The organism is Pseudomonas floridensis, from assembly GCF_002087235.1.
Classification (GTDB): domain Bacteria; phylum Pseudomonadota; class Gammaproteobacteria; order Pseudomonadales; family Pseudomonadaceae; genus Aquipseudomonas; species Aquipseudomonas floridensis.
The window spans coordinates 1-16,226 of sequence record NZ_MUIO01000022.1 but is presented as its reverse complement, the minus strand read 5'-3'; the positions used below and the strand labels follow the sequence as shown (position 1 = coordinate 16,226).

The 16,226-nt window shown below is 59.1% G+C and carries 16 protein-coding genes; 11 read left to right on the top strand and 5 right to left on the bottom strand.

Annotation, left to right across the window (positions count from 1 at the left end):
- The first annotated feature begins 235 nt into the window (after nucleotides 1–235).
- The 6 genes from BZK31_RS08310 (at nucleotide 236) to BZK31_RS08285 (ending at nucleotide 8,195) form a co-directional block, all read left to right on the top strand.
- Nucleotides 236–1,588: a M16 family metallopeptidase gene (locus BZK31_RS08310; protein WP_083182261.1), complete on the top strand. Its 1,353-nt coding sequence runs from the start codon at nucleotides 236–238 to the stop codon at nucleotides 1,586–1,588.
- Nucleotides 1,585–3,048: a M16 family metallopeptidase gene (locus BZK31_RS08305; protein ID WP_083182260.1), complete on the top strand. Its 1,464-nt coding sequence runs from the start codon at nucleotides 1,585–1,587 to the stop codon at nucleotides 3,046–3,048. The genes BZK31_RS08310 and BZK31_RS08305 overlap by 4 nt, the downstream gene beginning before the upstream one ends.
- Before the next feature lie 409 nt (nucleotides 3,049–3,457).
- A complete protein-coding gene (locus tag BZK31_RS08300) occupies nucleotides 3,458–4,810 on the top strand; it encodes a M16 family metallopeptidase (RefSeq protein ID WP_083182259.1) in 1,353 nt (450 codons plus the stop codon).
- Nucleotides 4,807–6,270, top strand: a complete 1,464-nt coding sequence (locus tag BZK31_RS08295; protein WP_083182258.1) for a M16 family metallopeptidase — start codon at nucleotides 4,807–4,809, stop codon at nucleotides 6,268–6,270. Before BZK31_RS08300 ends, BZK31_RS08295 begins: the two co-directional genes overlap by 4 nt.
- A complete protein-coding gene (rsmD, locus tag BZK31_RS08290; protein ID WP_083182257.1) occupies nucleotides 6,270–6,854 on the top strand; it encodes a 16S rRNA (guanine(966)-N(2))-methyltransferase RsmD in 585 nt (194 codons plus the stop codon). The genes BZK31_RS08295 and rsmD overlap by 1 nt, the downstream gene beginning before the upstream one ends.
- Nucleotides 6,855–7,148: 294 nt before the next feature.
- On the top strand, nucleotides 7,149–8,195 hold the full coding sequence (locus tag BZK31_RS08285) for a hydrolase (protein WP_167377884.1): 1,047 nt from the start codon (nucleotides 7,149–7,151) through the stop codon (nucleotides 8,193–8,195).
- A 7-nt stretch (nucleotides 8,196–8,202) separates the two neighbouring features.
- On the opposite strand, the gene BZK31_RS08280 is transcribed toward BZK31_RS08285, so the two are convergent.
- A complete protein-coding gene (locus BZK31_RS08280; RefSeq protein ID WP_083182256.1) occupies nucleotides 8,203–9,060 on the bottom strand; it encodes a sulfurtransferase in 858 nt (285 codons plus the stop codon).
- Nucleotides 9,061–9,111: 51 nt separating this feature from the next.
- Nucleotides 9,112–9,774 (bottom strand): TetR/AcrR family transcriptional regulator, encoded by a 663-nt coding sequence (locus tag BZK31_RS08275; protein WP_083182290.1) that lies wholly within the window; start codon nucleotides 9,772–9,774, stop codon nucleotides 9,112–9,114.
- Between the two features lie 168 nt (nucleotides 9,775–9,942).
- Here BZK31_RS08275 and BZK31_RS08270 point away from each other — a divergent pair, with 168 nt between their 5' ends.
- The 3 genes from BZK31_RS08270 to BZK31_RS08260 all read left to right on the top strand — a co-directional run bounded on the left by BZK31_RS08270 (nucleotide 9,943) and on the right by BZK31_RS08260 (nucleotide 12,372).
- Entirely contained in the window at nucleotides 9,943–11,370 is a 1,428-nt protein-coding gene (locus BZK31_RS08270; protein ID WP_083182255.1) for a coniferyl aldehyde dehydrogenase, read from the top strand.
- Nucleotides 11,371–11,539: 169 nt separating this feature from the next.
- The gene (coaD, locus tag BZK31_RS08265; protein ID WP_083182254.1) at nucleotides 11,540–12,019 is read left to right on the top strand and encodes a pantetheine-phosphate adenylyltransferase; all 480 of its coding nucleotides are present in this window, start codon (nucleotides 11,540–11,542) and stop codon (nucleotides 12,017–12,019) included.
- Between the two features lie 101 nt (nucleotides 12,020–12,120).
- Nucleotides 12,121–12,372: a YfhL family 4Fe-4S dicluster ferredoxin gene (locus BZK31_RS08260; protein ID WP_003316325.1), complete on the top strand. Its 252-nt coding sequence runs from the start codon at nucleotides 12,121–12,123 to the stop codon at nucleotides 12,370–12,372.
- Nucleotides 12,373–12,384: 12 nt separating this feature from the next.
- Here the strand turns inward: BZK31_RS08260 and BZK31_RS08255 are convergent, their stop codons facing one another.
- From BZK31_RS08255 to BZK31_RS08245, 3 genes are all read right to left on the bottom strand, one after another.
- Complete coding sequence (locus BZK31_RS08255; protein ID WP_083182253.1) at nucleotides 12,385–12,723, bottom strand: multidrug transporter; 339 nt, start codon at nucleotides 12,721–12,723, stop codon at nucleotides 12,385–12,387.
- A 102-nt stretch (nucleotides 12,724–12,825) separates the two neighbouring features.
- The gene (gene mutM, locus BZK31_RS08250) at nucleotides 12,826–13,638 is read right to left on the bottom strand and encodes a bifunctional DNA-formamidopyrimidine glycosylase/DNA-(apurinic or apyrimidinic site) lyase (RefSeq protein ID WP_083182252.1); all 813 of its coding nucleotides are present in this window, start codon (nucleotides 13,636–13,638) and stop codon (nucleotides 12,826–12,828) included.
- A gap of 45 nt (nucleotides 13,639–13,683) precedes the next feature.
- Nucleotides 13,684–14,496, bottom strand: a complete 813-nt coding sequence (locus BZK31_RS08245; protein ID WP_167377888.1) for an HDOD domain-containing protein — start codon at nucleotides 14,494–14,496, stop codon at nucleotides 13,684–13,686.
- 238 nt (nucleotides 14,497–14,734) lie between these two features.
- Here BZK31_RS08245 and BZK31_RS08240 point away from each other — a divergent pair, with 238 nt between their 5' ends.
- Together BZK31_RS08240 and BZK31_RS08235 are read left to right on the top strand one after the other, a co-directional pair.
- On the top strand, nucleotides 14,735–15,274 hold the full coding sequence (locus tag BZK31_RS08240) for a type 1 glutamine amidotransferase domain-containing protein (RefSeq protein ID WP_083182250.1): 540 nt from the start codon (nucleotides 14,735–14,737) through the stop codon (nucleotides 15,272–15,274).
- 81 nt (nucleotides 15,275–15,355) lie between these two features.
- On the top strand, nucleotides 15,356–16,226 hold an 871-nt coding region (locus BZK31_RS08235), incomplete at its 3' end, for a class I SAM-dependent rRNA methyltransferase (protein WP_244182651.1).

The window sequence follows — 16,226 nt, the reverse complement described above, 5'->3', positions numbered from 1 at the left end:
CGGGACGCCAGAGCGCGATCCGGAAAATTCTGACAGTAAAAACAGACTGCATTTGGGACTGCGTGTTCACTTTGCAGCCCTTTGTTGGGATATGGTTCAGCTTCGTTTTAAACAGGTTCACTTGCAATCGACAGGTGAAAGCTGTTTCTCACGAAACACACCATTATCCTAACATCCTCGCGCCTGCCGACGCTAAGTTCAGGCAGGTCGTATCAGATCAGGTTCAAATTCACGGATGAATACATTAACCCGCAAGGCTGCGGCACTCCCGCTCGACACACACGATGTACCGTTGACGGCATCGACCACCGGTCCGCAACCCACTCACGAATTCACCCTCGACAACGGCCTCAAGGTCATTGTCCGCGAAGACCACCGTGCTCCGGTGGTGATTTCCCAGCTCTGGTACCGGATCGGCTCCAGCTACGAGATGCCGGGACAAACCGGTCTGTCACACGCCCTTGAACACATGATGTTCAAAGGCAGCAGCAAGACCGGGCCGGGCGAGTCTTCGCTGATCCTGCGAAGCCTGGGCGCCGAAGATAACGCGTTCACCAGTGCTGACTGCACCGTCTACTACCAGACGCTGGCTCGTGATTTTCTGAGTGTCGCGCTGGAGCTGGAAGCAGATCGCATGACGACTCTGACGCTACCCGCCGACGAGTTCAGCCGCGAAATCGAAGTCATCAAGGAAGAGCGGCGCATGAACACCGACGATGATCCGACGGCCAAGGCGCTTGAACGCTTCAACGCCTTGGCCTTTCCCTCCAGTGGCTACCACAACCCGACCATTGGCTGGATGGCTGACCTTGAACGCATGACCATCAAGGAACTGCGTCGCTGGTACGAAGCCTGGTACGCGCCTAACAATGCCGCGCTGGTGGTAGTCGGTGACGTACAGCCGGACGAAGTCAAAGCACTGGCAGAGCGATTCTTCGGCGCCATTCCCCGCCGTGATTTGCCACCGTCGAAAAGACCGTTGGAGCTTGCCGAACCGGGCGAGCGCAAGATCACCCTGCACCTGGACACCCAACTGCCCAGACTGATCTACGGCTTCAATGTTCCTGGCATGGCCACGACTGAAGATACGCGCTCGGTCAATGCACTGCGTCTTATCGCTGCATTACTGAACAGCGGTTACAGCGCGAGCATTGCAACGCAACTCATTCGTGGCGAAGAGCTGGCGTCTGGAGGCTCTTCGAGCTACGACGCGTTCTCGCGCGGCAACAGTCTGTTCATGATCCAGGCTGCCCCCAACACGCAGAAGAAAAAAAATCTGGCGGATGTCGAGGAGGGCATCTGGCGCCTACTGGAGAACCTGAAAACCACGCTGACTTCTGCTGAAGAGCTTGGACGCCTCCAGGCGCAGATTATTGCAAACGTAGTTTACAAGCGTGACCTGATCGAAAGCCAGGCCACCATGATCGGTACACTGGAAACCATTGGCCTGCCCTGGACGTTGATGGACGGCGAACTGGAAGCCCTGCAGAGCGTGACGCCGCAGGACATCCAGAATGCCGCCAACACCTATTTTACCCGCGAACGTCTCAGCATCGCGCATGTGCTGCCAGAGGAGAAAGCCCAATGATCAAGCGCAACGATCCACGTCATACCATTTCGGGTCAGGTCATGGCCGATAACTCTGTTGCTCAGTCCGATCTGAAGGATGAGGCCACCAGATCGTCTTTGGGCGATAAGCTGGAGACCCTCAAGGAACTGGATGGCAAGGCACCGGCTCGTCGTGCGCTGAGCATTCAGACCTGGACTACCGCCGAGGGCGCCAAGGTGTTGTTCGTCGAGGCACACGAACTGCCGATGCTGGACATATTTCTGAACTTCGCTGCAGGCAGTAGCCAGGATAACGAGACACCGGGCATCGCCCAGCTGACCAGTTACATGCTCGACGAAGGCGTCAACGGCAAGGACGCCAATGCAATCGCCCAAGGCTTCGAGGCACTGGGAGCCCAACTTGAAACCGGGGCATATGAGGACAGGGCCACGGTTTGGCTGCGCAGCCTGAGTGTGGCGCAAAAGCGTGAACCGGCCTTGAAACTTTTCAGCGAAGTCGTCGGCAAGCCTACCTTCCCGAGCGATTCGGTGACGCGCCTGAAGAACCTGATGATTGCCAATATCGAGAGTGAAAAGCGTGAGCCCCGCGCCATTGCCTGGAATGAACTGTATAAAAAAATCTATGGTGATCATCCCTATGGCCATCGAACCAATGGGAATGAAAAAGGCATCAGCGCAATTACCCAGGCGCATTTGAAAGCATTCCACGCCAAGGGATACGCCGCTGGCAATGCCGTGATCGCGATGATCGGCGACCTTTCCACGGAAGAAGCCCAGGTCATCGCAGCGCAAGTTTCAGCCTCGCTGCCAAAAGGGCCGAAACTTGCGAAAGCAGGCGATCCGGTCGAACCCAAGGCAAGCGCAACGCACATCGAGTTCCCGTCCAGTCAGACGCAAATATTGCTGGGCCAGTTGGGCATCCCGCGTAACGACCCCGATTACGCTGCACTGATGGCGGGTAATTCGATATTGGGCGGGAGTGGTTTTGGCGGCCGCCTGGTGACTGAAGTGCGTGAAAAACGCGGGTTGACCTATAGCGTTTGGTCCACATTCGATGCCCAAAAGGCTTCTGGAGCTTTCATCATCGAGTTGCAAACCCGCGCCGAGATGAGTGAAAGCACCTTGAAACTGGTTCAGAAGACTGTGCGCGACTTCATCGCCAATGGTCCGACACAAAATGAACTGGATAACGTCAAACGCAAAATAATCGGCAGCTTCCCGCTGGAGTTAGCGGGCAACGGCGCCATTGGTACTCGATTGGCCGATATTGGTTTCTATGATCTGCCAACGTCCCATTTCGATGACTACATGGCAGCCATCCAGAGCCTGACGGTCCAGCAGGTCAAGGCCGTGATGAGCAAACATCTGAGTGCCGACAAAATGGTCGTAGTTACCGTAGGTCCGACCGTCCCGCAGAAAGAGCTGCCTGAGCCAGTCGAAAAACTGACTTCTCAAGCGGCTGACGCCAAAGCGCACTAACTAACAGCCATGGCAGTGTAAGACTGCTTTTCTGGCCCCTCGCTTCCATCAGGTTGCCGACCTGCACCAGCAATCTGATGGAAAACCGCCACCGGCCTTTCTCCCCTCATCCGCATTCGCAAGTTTTCAATCATCGCTGGAACAAGGCATAAAGGACGGCTATCTCAAGATTGCCGGGCGTCAAACAGGAGAATTCTGAAAAATTCTGACATGCAAAAAAGGCTGCATTCCGGGCTGCCTGCTCACGGGACAGCCCCTTCTACGGTTATCGTCCAGCTTCGCGTCAAACAGGTTTCACTCGCATTTGGCCAGTGAAGACTGTTTCTCATGCGAACGGACCAGTATCCTACTACCCCCGCGCCTGCCGACGCCAAGTTCACGCAGGCCGCCCTACAGGTTCAAACTACGAATGAATGTCTTAGCCCGCCGCGCTGCAGGCCTGCTGCTCTGCACAATCTGTTTGCCGCTGACAGCATTGGCCGCCGATCCGCAACCCACTCACGAATTCACCCTCGACAATGGCCTCAAGGTCATCGTTCGCGAAGATCACCGTGCTCCGGTGGTGGTTTCGCAGATCTGGTACAAGGTCGGCTCGAGCTACGAGACGCCGGGCCAGACTGGTTTGTCCCACGCCCTCGAACACATGATGTTCAAAGGCAGCAGCAAGACCGGCCCCGGTGAATCCTCGCTGATCCTGCGTGACCTGGGCGCTGAAGAAAACGCATTCACCAGCACGGACTACACCGCTTATTACCAGGTCCTGGCCCGTGATCGCCTGAGCGTGGCGCTGGAACTGGAAGCCGACCGTATGGCGACCCTGAAACTGCCGCCTGAAGAGTTCGCCCGCGAGATCGAAGTCATCAAGGAAGAGCGCCGGATGCGCACCGACGACAAGCCACTGGGCAAGGCGCTGGAACGCTTCAATGCGATGGCCTATCCCGCCAGCGGCTATCACACCCCTACCATCGGCTGGATGGCAGACCTGGAACGCATGAAGGTCGAAGAACTGCGCCACTGGTACGAAGCCTGGTACACGCCGAACAACGCGACGTTGGTGGTGGTCGGTGACGTACAGCCGGATGAGGTCAAGGCGCTGGCGGAACGTTTCTTCGGCCCTATTCCTCGTCGCGACGTACCGCCATCGAAAAAGCCGCTGGAACTGGCCGAACCCGGCGAGCGCAAGATTACCCTACACCTGAAAACCCAACTGCCCAGCCTGCTTTATGGCTTCAACGTGCCCAGCGTGGCAACGGCTGAAGACCAACGCTCGGTCAATGCCCTGCGCCTGATCGCAGCCTTGCTGGACGGTGGTTACAGCGCTCGTATTCCTGCGCGACTGGAGCGCGGCGAAGAAGTGGTGTCTGCAGCCTCGTCCCGCTACGACGCATTTGCCCGTGGCGACAGTCTGTTCCTGATCAGCGCGACTCCCAACGCCCAAAAGAAGAAAACCCTGGCCGATGCCGAAGCAGGTATCTGGCGCTTGCTGAACGACCTGAAGACCAAGGCGCCGTCTGCCGAAGAACTGGAGCGTGTTCGGGCACAAGTCATTGCAGGCGTGGTTTACGAGCGCGACTCGATCACCAGTCAAGCCACCACGATCGGCGAACTGGAAACCGTCGGCCTGTCCTGGAAACTGATGGACGGCGAACTGGAAGCCCTGCAGAGCGTAACGCCACAGGACATCCAGAAAGCCGCCAACACCTATTTCACTCGCGAGCGCCTCAGCATCGCGCACGTTCTGCCTGAGGAGAAAGCCAAATGATCAAGCGCAACGCTCCACGTCATGCGCTGCTTGGCCTGATCCTGGCCGGTGCATTCATCGCCCAGTCGGCCTTCGCGGATGAAACCGCTGCACAGCCGTTGGGCGGCAACCTGCAGACCCTCAAGGAACTGGACGGCAAGGCACCGGCTCGCCGCGCGCTGAATATTCAGACCTGGAACACCGCTGAAGGCGCCAAGGTGCTGTTCGTCGAGTCCCGCGAGCTGCCAATGATCGACATGCGCCTGATCTTCGCCGCAGGCAGCAGCCAGGATGACAAGACACCCGGCATCGCCCTGCTGACCAATGCCATGCTCAACGAAGGCATCAAGGGCAAGGACGTCAGCGCCATCGCCCAAGGTTTCGAAGGCTTGGGGGCAGAGTTCGAAAACGGCTCCTACCGCGACATGGCAGTGACCTCGCTGCGCACGCTGAGCGCGCCCGACAAACGCGATCCAGCCCTGAAGCTGTTCGGCGAAGTCGTTGGCAAGCCTACCTTTCCAGCCGACTCACTGGCCCGCATCAAGAACCAGTTGATCTCCAGCTTCGAGTACCAGAAGCAGAACCCCGGCACGATCGGCAGCAAAGAGCTGTTCAAGAAGCTGTACGGCGACCATCCTTACGCCCATCCGAGCGACGGCGACACCAAGAGCATCAACGCCATCACGCTGGCTCAGCTCAAGGCGTTTCATGCCAAAGGTTATGCCGCTGGCAATGCGGTGATCGCGCTGGTCGGCGATATGTCGAAAGACGAGGCGCAAGCCGTTGCGGCACAGGTATCGGCGTCGCTGCCTAAAGGTCCGGCACTGGCGAAGGTCGCCGAGCCGGTCGAGCCGAAAGCAGGCACGACACACATCGAGTTCGCCTCCAACCAGACGCTGCTGATGCTGGCGCAGTTGGGCGTTGCCCGTAACGACCCCGACTACGCGGCGCTGACGGTGGGCAACTCTGTCTTGGGCGGTGGCGGCTTCGGCAGCCGTCTGATGACCGAAGTGCGCGAAAAGCGCGGCCTGACCTATGGCGTATCGTCCGGCTTCACAGCCATGCAGGTTCCGGGACCGTTCATGATCAATCTGCAAACCCGCGCCGAAATGGGTGAAAACACCCTGAAGCTGGTACAGGACATCGTGCGCGATTTCGTTGCCAATGGCCCGACCCAGAAGGAACTGGACGATGTGAAGCGCGAACTGACCGGCAGTTTTCCGCTGACCGCTGCCAGCAACTCCGCCATCGTCGGCCAGTTGGGCGCCATCGGTTTCTACAATCTGCCACTGACCTACCTCGAGGACTACATGACGGCCGCCCAGAGCGTGACGGTCGAGCAGGTCAAGACAGCGATCAGCAAGCACCTGAATGTCGACAAGATGGTCATCGTCACCGTCGGCCCGACCGTGCCGCAGAAAGAGTTGCCCGCACCGACCGACAAACCCGTTCGTCAACCAGCAGGGGTTCCGGAGCACTGATGGCCAATCCACGTCCGAAGGGCCATAACGGCCTGGGTCAGCTTCGTATCATCGGTGGCGAATGGGGCAGTCGCAAACTGACCTTCCCAGACGCTCCCGGCCTGCGCCCGACGCCTGATCGCGTGCGTGAAACTCTGTTCAACTGGCTGGCGCCTCATATCGCAGGCGCCAGAGTACTGGACGTGTTCACCGGCAGCGGCGCGCTGTATTTCGAGGCGCTTTCACGCGGCGCCAGTATGGGCCTGGCGCTGGACAGCAATGCCACCGCCATCGCCAGCCTGCGTCAGAACCTGAACGCACTGAAGTGCACCTCAGGCCAGGTTTCCCAGACTGACTCACTGCGCCATCTGGAAACCGCCGTCGCGACGCCGTTCGACGTGGTGTTTCTCGATCCGCCGTTTCATCAGGGTCTGCTGGCCTCGGCCTGCAACCTGCTGGAAACCCGCGGCTGGCTGGCCGACCACGCCTGGATCTACACCGAAAGCGAAACGCCCCCTTCCACCACCGGCCTGCCAGGCTCCTGGCGGCTGCATCGCGAGAAAAAGGCCGGTCAGGTCTATTACGCGCTATGGCAGCGGGGATAAGGGTTTTCCTGCGTCGTCATCAATGTGATGACAACGCAGGTCTCTGTGGACATATTCAATCCCGGATCCGGGCGACTCTGCCTGAAAAGGTAAGCCCGGATCTGGCGACCGCACATCAGCGAGCAAGCATCAGCAGCGCCCGCCAGTGGCTGCGGCATTCAGGCGCACTGCGACGTGTGACAGGCTAATCTCACATCATTCCAAGGCGCTATCATCCAACCGCTCGACCCAAACCCTCTTACATCCCGTTCCACTTAGTGGCAACGTACGAGCTGTCAGCCACTCAATTCATCGATGAGCAAGACTGTGCCTACCAGCCACACCCCGGTTTTTCATGTATCCCCTTTCGTTCCGGCGTCCGGCCTGGGCAACCCACACTTGCAGACATTGTGGGGGCCGTTATGGCGCAAGCGAACGCTGCTGGCGCGCACGCGTGAACGGATGTGGCTGGAGGACGGTGATTTTCTCGACATGGACTGGCATGGCCCGCATCAGGTCGATGCACCGCTGGTGCTGGTACTGCACGGTCTGACGGGGTCGTCGAACTCACCTTATGTCGCAGGCCTGCAGAAAGCACTGGCGGCGCAGGGCTGGGCCAGTGTGGCGCTGAACTGGCGGGGTTGTTCGGGGGGGCCGAATCTGCTGTCGCGCAGTTACCACTCCGGCGCGAGCGAAGATCTGGCCGAGGTCATCGCGCATCTGCGGTCGCTGCGTCCGCTCGCGCCGCTGTATGCGGTAGGTTACTCGCTGGGCGGCAACGTGCTGCTCAAGTATCTGGGCGAATCAGGCACCGACAGTCAGTTACTGGGCGCAGTGGCCGTTTCCGTGCCGTTCCGGCTGGACGAATGCGCCAACCGTATCGGCCAGGGATTCTCCAAGGTCTATCAGCGTCACTTCATGCGCGAGATGCTGGCCTACATTCGCGACAAGCAGAACCGCTTTCAGAACGAAGGCATCAGTGAAGGTCTGGCTGAACTCGCGGCGCTGGGCTCGCTGGAAAACATGCGTACGTTCTGGGACTTCGATGGCCGCGTGACGGCACCGCTGCACGGCTTTACCGATGCCGAGGATTATTACCGCAAGGCCTCGAGCCGCTATTACCTGGGCCAGATTCAGACGCCGACGCTGATCATCCAGTCCGTCGACGACCCTTTCGTGTTCGCGCACAGCCTGCCAGAGCCACAGGAATTATCGGCCTGCACCGAATTCGAGCTGCAGGCCAAAGGCGGGCATGTCGGCTTCGTCGACGGTTCGCTGCGCAATCCCGGCTATTACCTGGAGCGACGCATTCCTTTGTGGCTCAGCATTGCCCACGAACGCGACAATCCTTACGTGAACTGACGCAGGATCATCCTGCGCCCGTGGCGATCTCACGCGCAGGATCGGTGATCCATTCGCTCCACGACCCGGCATATAGCGTGCCCAGCGGATAACCGGCCAGGCACAGCGCGAACAGGTTGTGGCAGGCAGTGACGCCCGAGCCGCAATAAGCGACCAGGTTTTCCGGCGGACGGCCCTGCAATTTTTCGGCAAAGCGCAGCTTGAGCTGCTCGGGCGGCAGAAAACGTCCGTCCGGGCCAAGATTCTCGTTGAACGCCGCACACTGGGCGCCGGGAATGTGCCCGGCAACCGGGTCGATAGGCTCGACCTCCCCTCGAAAACGCGCCTCGGCGCGCGCGTCGATCAAGGTCATTTCCGGACGACCGAGGCGCCCGTGCAGACGGCTCGCGCTGAGCACCAGCGACATGTCTGGCTCACCACTGAAATCCCCCCGCTCGCTGCCCGGCGCATCCAGACTCAGTGGCAAACCCGCCGCATGCCAGGCTTTCAGACCACCGTCGAGCAGGTACACGCCCTCTCGCTTGCCCAGCCAAGCCAGCAGCCACCAGGCGCGCGCGGCATATATGCCGGGACCGTCGTCATACAGTACGATATCGCTGTCATTGCTGACGCCCCATGCCTGAAGGCGCTCCACCAGCGTTCCGGAATCCGGCAACGGATGGCGACCGGTCTTGCCTTTGACGACTGGCCCGCTCAGGTCACGATTCAAGTCGGCGAACCACGCACCCTCGATGTGCCCCTGTGCATAACTGCGTTGCCCGTAATCAGGGTCTTCCAGAGAAAACCTGCAATCGAAAATTACCAGCCCCGGTTTTTGCTGACGTGCCGCCAGCTGTTCAGGGCCGATCAGTTGCGCAATGGACATGGACATTCTCCTGTAACAGAAAACCTTGGAATCAGGCGCTTCGCGCTGCCGTCATATCAGCACCTTGTGCAGGGGCGCATGAAACGCCTGACACAGGGCGTCGAACGCTTGCCGAGCCTGTGGCGCGATGAAACCTGATTCGAGCATAAGCACTTGATACACGCCACGTCGAATCGCGTCTTCGTTCAACTGCTCGGAATTTTCGCGCGCGGTGCACAGAAAACGCACCCAGGATGTGAGGACGATCCAAGTATTGAGGCTGGTCCACTCGATCTGCGATTCATTCATCTGCAGAATGCCCGCGTCGATGAATCCCCGGTAAATCGCCATCGCCTGAACCAGACAACGCTGGGAAAACACCCGATAGCGCGCAGCCAATTCGGGATCGGCGCTGAGCAGATGCTCCAGATCGCGGTGCAGAAAACGATAGCGCCACATACCGTCGATTATCGCCAGAAAAAAATCGCGCTTGTCTTCGATGGTCGGTAGCCGATGCTGCGTGGGGATCAAAAAGCTCTTCACTAGCGCTTCGTACTCACCGAACAACTCGGCGATGATCGCCTGCTTGTTGGGGAAGTGATAGTAGAGATTGCCCGGCGAGATGCCCATGTGAGCTGCAATGTGATTGGTCGTGATATTGCGCTCGCCCTGCTGATTGAACAGCTCCAGGCTGACTTGCACGATACGTTCACGGGTTTTGGTGCGTGGTGCCATGCTTGCCTGAACCGCTCGAATACTGATGGGATGCGGGCGATAGTAGCGCAAGCACATCATCTGCGGACACAGGACACGCCCGAGGGAGACGGGTGGTGGTGTCTGATGTTGACTTTATAGAGCAATAACTCTACACACAGCTCACCCTTTCATTCATCGGACGACTTCATGCTGGCGGAACACGACGGTCATCAGGACGAACAGGCGCTGCAGTCCATCAAGGCCGCTTTTGCCGCGCAGCAGGCGGCCTTTGTCGGCAATCCCATGCCGTGCGCGGCGCAACGTCTGCAGTGGCTCAAGCATCTGGGCTGTCTGATCAGCGACAACCGCCAGGCGCTGATTGATGCCATCGATCAGGATTTCGGCCATCGCAGTGCGGATGAAACGCTGCTGGCAGAGTTGCTGCCGAGCCTGTTGGGTATCCGCGATGCGCGCAAGCACCTGAAACGCTGGATGAAACCCTCTTCACGTCGCGTCGGCGTGGTCTTTCAGCCGGCATCGGCCAAGGTCGTCTATCAGCCGCTGGGCGTGATTGGCATCATCGTGCCGTGGAACTACCCGCTTTTTCTGGCCATCGGTCCGCTGACCGGCGCGCTGGCGGCGGGTAATCGGGTGATGCTCAAGCTCAGTGAATCGACACCGACCACCGGCGCGCTGCTCAAGCGCCTGTTCGCCCAGACGTTCCCGGAAGATCTGGTCACAGTCGTGCTGGGTGAAGCCGAGGTCGGCATGGCCTTCTCGCGTTTACCGTTCAACCACCTGCTCTTCACCGGCGCGACGAGTATCGGCAAACATGTAATGCGTGCGGCAGCGGAAAACCTGACGCCGCTCACCCTGGAATTGGGCGGCAAGTCACCGGCCATCGTGTCCAGAGACGTGCCTCTGACAGACGCCGCTGAACGCATCGCATTCGGCAAGACGCTGAACGCCGGCCAGACCTGCATTGCGCCCGATTACGTCTTGGTACCGCAAGATCGGCTGGCCGGGTTCGTCGATGCCTATAAGCAGGCGGTCAGACGGCTTTATCCCATACTGGCTGATAACCCGGACTACACCGCAATTATCAATGAGCGTCAATTCGCCCGGCTGACCCGCTACCAGGACGACGCCATCAGCAGAGGCGCGACCGTGATACCGCTGTATGAGCATGGTCAGGAACGACGAATGCCGTTCAGCGTGCTGCTCAATGTCAGCGACGACATGCTGGTCATGCAGGACGAGATCTTCGGGCCATTGCTGCCCGTGGTGCCTTATCAGCGGATCGAGGACGCATATGCCTACGTCAACCAGCGCCCTCGCCCGCTGGCGCTGTATTACTTCGGTTATGACAAGGCCGAACAGCAACGCGTGCTGGAGCGCACTCATTCCGGCGGCGTATCGCTCAATGACACGCTGATGCATGCGGCTCAGGACGATCTGCCGTTCGGCGGTGTCGGTGCCTCGGGCATGGGGCATTATCACGGACGCGAAGGCTTCATGACCTTCAGCCATGCCAGAGCGGTGTTCATCAAACAGCGCTTCAACGCAGCACGTCTGATTTATCCGCCATACGGCCGTGCGATCCAGCGCTGGGTCTATAAACTCTTTTTGCGTTGATCACACCATTTTTCAAAGTGATCGGCAGCCCTGTAAACACGGGATTTTGGGCGAAAGATGGCCGATAATCGGCGCAATATGACCTCCAATGCCTGTTCCGTGGCTTGGCCCATCGATAAGGCTGCGATACCATCCGAGTCCCACAACGGACTCCGACCAGGACGACGCGATGAACCGAGTGTTGTACCCAGGCACCTTCGACCCTATAACCAAGGGCCATGGAGATCTGGTCGAGCGAGCCTCGCGCCTGTTCGACCAAGTGGTCATTGCCGTTGCCGCCAGCCCGAAGAAAAACCCTCTGTTTCCTCTGGAACAGCGTGTCGAGCTGGCCCGCGAGGTCACCAAGCACTTGCCCAATGTGGAAGTCGTGGGCTTCTCCACACTGCTCGCGCATTTCGCCAAGGAGCAGAACGCCAATGTGTTTCTGCGCGGCCTGCGTGCGGTGTCGGACTTCGAATACGAGTTTCAACTGGCCAACATGAACCGTCAGTTGGCACCGGACGTCGAGAGTCTGTTTCTAACGCCTTCGGAACGTTATTCGTTCATTTCCTCGACGTTGGTGCGCGAGATTGCGGCGTTAGGCGGCGATATCAGCAAGTTCGTGCATCCGGCGGTCGCTCAGGCGCTGACTGAGCGCTTCAAGCGCTGATACAACACTGGAACGTGCAGGTGCAAGCCGAGGCCTAATGCGGCACAATTCGCCGCATTGGTTTTCATATGCCCCGGCGTCGGCCGCGGCAGGAGCATTTCATGTCCCTTATCATCACCGACGATTGCATCAACTGCGACGTCTGCGAACCCGAGTGCCCGAACGAGGCGATTTCACAAGGCGAGGAGATCTACGTGATCAATCCGAACCTGTGCACCGAATGCGTAGGGCATTACGACGAGCCACAATGTCAGCAGGTCTGCCCTGTGGACTGCATCCCGCTGGATGAAAATCACGTCGAAAGCAAGGAACAGCTGATGGACAAGTACCGGATCATTACCAGCAAGGCCTGATACCGGCTTGCCTTATTCCTGCTTGCCGTAACCGTCACCCGTACACCCCAGACACCGCACGAAAGCCGACTTGCCCGGGTCGACCACCAGCGCCTTGGCGGTTGCCTTGAAATTGCCGCCTGCTGCGGCGAAGGGAGCGGCGATCACGAATAGACCCGTGCCGATGACGGTTGCCGCAATCAGCAGAGGCCGGGCAATCAGCAGATCGCCAACCATGGCAAACACGGGCGGGTTCTGGATGGTGTAGACCGGATCGCCGCTGCCTGCGGGAATGTCCGCTGCAATGACAGGCGCAGCCTGCAAACCCAACAACAGCGCCAGCATGGCAGCGAGAATACGAAACGGGCTCATAGCGTGGTCCTTCAGGCGTGGCGTGAGGTAATGCCCATCACTATAAACAGCGATGGGGGTTAAGCAAGTGGCCCTGATGTTTCAAAACCCTGCTCCCCCGCCTCAGCGCTGGCACTTGGGACAGTACACGCTGGCACGCTGGCCCAGTTTGATCTCGCGCAATGCAGTGCCGCACACCTTGCACGGCTGGTCGCCGCGTCCGTAGACGAATAATTCCTGTTGAAAATAACCGGGCTTGCCATCGCCACCGATGAAGTCGCGAAGCGTTGTGCCGCCACGCTCGATGGCATAGGTCAGAATACGTTTGATCTCGATGGCCAGCTTCAGATAGCGCGCTCGGGAAATACTCTTGGCTTCACGGCGCGGATCGATGCCTGCAGCGAATAGCGCTTCGGTCGCGTAGATATTGCCCACGCCAACGACCACCGCGTTGTCCATAATGAAAGGCTTTACCGCAATCGACTTGCCTCGGGACCGCTCGTAAAGCCGCTCGCCGTCGAACAAGTCCGTCAGCGGCTCTGGGCCGAGGCGAATCAGCAGTTCATGCGCATGTGGATCAAGACTCCAGAGCATCGCGCCGAAACGCCTTGGATCGGTGTAACGCAACGCCAGTCCCGACTCCAGCTCGATATCCACATGCTCATGCTTGAGCGCGGGCAGTCCGGCTTCGACCAGACGCAGATTGCCCGACATGCCCAGGTGGCTGATGAGCGTGCCGACTTCGGCCTCGATCAACAGGTACTTCGCGCGACGATTGACCTGCACGATACGCTGCCCAGACAGGCGGATATCGAGGTCTTCGGGAATGGGCCAGCGCAGGCGGCTGTCGCGCACAATCACACGACTGACGCGTTGCCCTTCAAGGTGGGGGGCAATGCCGCGCCGGGTGGTTTCGACTTCAGGTAGTTCAGGCATGGATAACTCGGTCGTGCGGAAAGGGGATGCGGGCGACGCGCTGCGTCAGCGTGCACCCAGCTCGCGAATGCTTTCCCTCAGGTATTCAAAGTCATATTCGGACAGACCCACGTAGTCCAGCACCAGCGCGCCGATGGCTTCCCACTCGTGATCTTCGTCCTGATTGCCGAGCACGTGATAGGACTGGCAAATATGTTCAGCCATCTTCAACGGTGCCAGCAGGTTCTTGAGTTGCGCGTTGCGACTGGAATCATCCTGAAAGATCGCCAGCGCATTGTGATGATTGGCGATGGCTTCGGTGACATGTTCGGGCAAGCGCCACGATTTGGCGGTGTAATAACCGACCACCGAATGATTGGTGTCGAACGCCTCATTCTCCGTATCCACCACTCGGCATTCAGGACCGGCGTTGGCGTAAGCACTTTCCAGCACCGTCATGTAATCCGGGAAACGCTTGATCATCAGCGGAATGCCGCAATCGTGAAACAGGCCCAGCGCATAGGACTCATCCACGGTTTGCGAGCCGATACGCTTGGCCAGCGTAAGGCTGGTCATGGCGACATCCTGAGCCGTGTCCCAGAACCGGTTGAGGGTCACGATGGTTTCATCGCTCATCTCACCCTTGATCGACTGCGCGTTGATCAGGTTGATGACGGTGCGACTGCCCAGCAGATTTACCGCCTTCTGAATCGAAGCGATCTTGTTGGACAGTCCGTAATGCGGCGAATTGACGATTTTCAACAAGGCACCGGAAAGCCCGGGATCCTGGGAAATCAGCCGCGCAATCACGCCCAGATCCGGATCGGGCATGTACTGTTCCATTTGCAGATCCACCATGATCTGCGGTTGCGGAGGCACGCTGATGCCTTGCAACGCTTGCTGGATCTGCTCGGACGTTAGCTCTGGGTGCATAGGTATTTACTCGAAGGCATAGCTGGATTCTGCCCCCTCCTCAGGCAACGGTCCATCACCTTCGTTGCTCATTTTCTCGGAACTTTGCCGCACACCCAGCTTCGGACACTGTGTTAACGGCGTCATTGCAGCCCCACAAAGGCTGGCAATGCGCCGCCCTCAAAGCACTCGACTGGAGGACCCCATGTCCAACGCACTGAATGGCAAGCGCATCGCAATTCTTGTAACCGACGGTTTCGAACAGGTCGAACTGACCGGTCCCAAGCAAGCCCTGGAACAGGCCGGTGCCACTGTGGAAATTCTTTCCAGCCAGGACGGCCAGGTCAAAGGCTGGAATCATGACAAGCCCGCCGACGACTTTCAGGTAGACGGCACCTTCAAGTCTGCCAACGCTAGCAACTATGACGGCGTCGTGCTGCCGGGTGGCGTGCAGAACTCCGACACCATTCGCATCGACAGCGATGCTCAGCAGCTCGTCAAGGACGTCAGCGCTTCCGGCAAACCGCTGGCCGTGATTTGCCACGGCGGCTGGCTGTTGATTTCGGCAGGGCTGGTCAAGGGCAAGACACTGACCAGCTTCAAGACCCTCAAGGACGATCTGGTCAACGCTGGCGCAAACTGGGTAGATCAGGAAGTGGTCATTGACGGCAAGCTCATCAGCAGCCGCCAGCCCGACGACATTCCGGCCTTCAACAGCAAGTTGATCGAGGCCCTGTCGGCGTAATCGATGGTGTTAATTCTCGTCATCCCGGCGCTTAACCGGGATGACGCGCTATAATCCCGCTCTTTTTTCCGGAGCGACGTCATGTCCCTGCCTAGCTTGCGCCTCAAAGCCAACGCCGACCGTCGCCTGCGCGCCGGCCACCTGTGGGTCTACAGCAATGAAATTGATGTAGCGGCCACTCCACTTCACGGTTTTGCGGCTGGCGATCAAGCCATTCTCGAAGCCGCCGGCGGCAAACCACTGGGTATCGTGGCGATGAGCCCCAATAACCTGATCTGCGCCCGCCTGCTGTCGCGCGACATCAAGCTGCCGCTGGACAAGTCATTGCTGGTGCATCGCCTGAACGTCGCGCTTTCGCTGCGTGATCGCCTGTTCGACAAGCCGTTCTATCGCTTGGTCTACGGTGATTCGGACCTGCTGCCAGGCCTGGTGGTGGATCGCTTCGGCGACATTCTGGTGGTGCAACTGGCCTCGGCCACCATGGAACAGCACAAGGACGATGTCATCGCCGCACTGGTTCAGGTGCTCAAGCCAAGCGGCATCCTGTTCAAGAACGACTCGGCCGCCCGCGATGCCGAAGGCTTGAACCGTTACGTCGAAACCGTGTTCGGCCTGGTCCCCGAGTGGGTTGCACTGGAAGAAAACGGCGTGCAGTTCGAGGCACCGGTCATGGCCGGGCAGAAGACTGGCTGGTTCTACGACCACCGCATGAACCGCGCACGTCTGGCGCCATACGTGAAAGGCAAGCGGGTTCTGGACCTGTACAGCTATATCGGCGGTTGGGGGGTTTTGGGGGGGGGCCTCGGGGGCCGCGGCGGGGCCTTGTTTGTCGCGTCGTCCCTTCCCCCCGCCCGCGGGGGAGCGACCCCCGCCCCGCATGGGGTTGCCCCAAAACCAACCTCTTATTATCCACTTACCCCGCCCACGGCAGACAAGGTGACGGTGTTCTCGG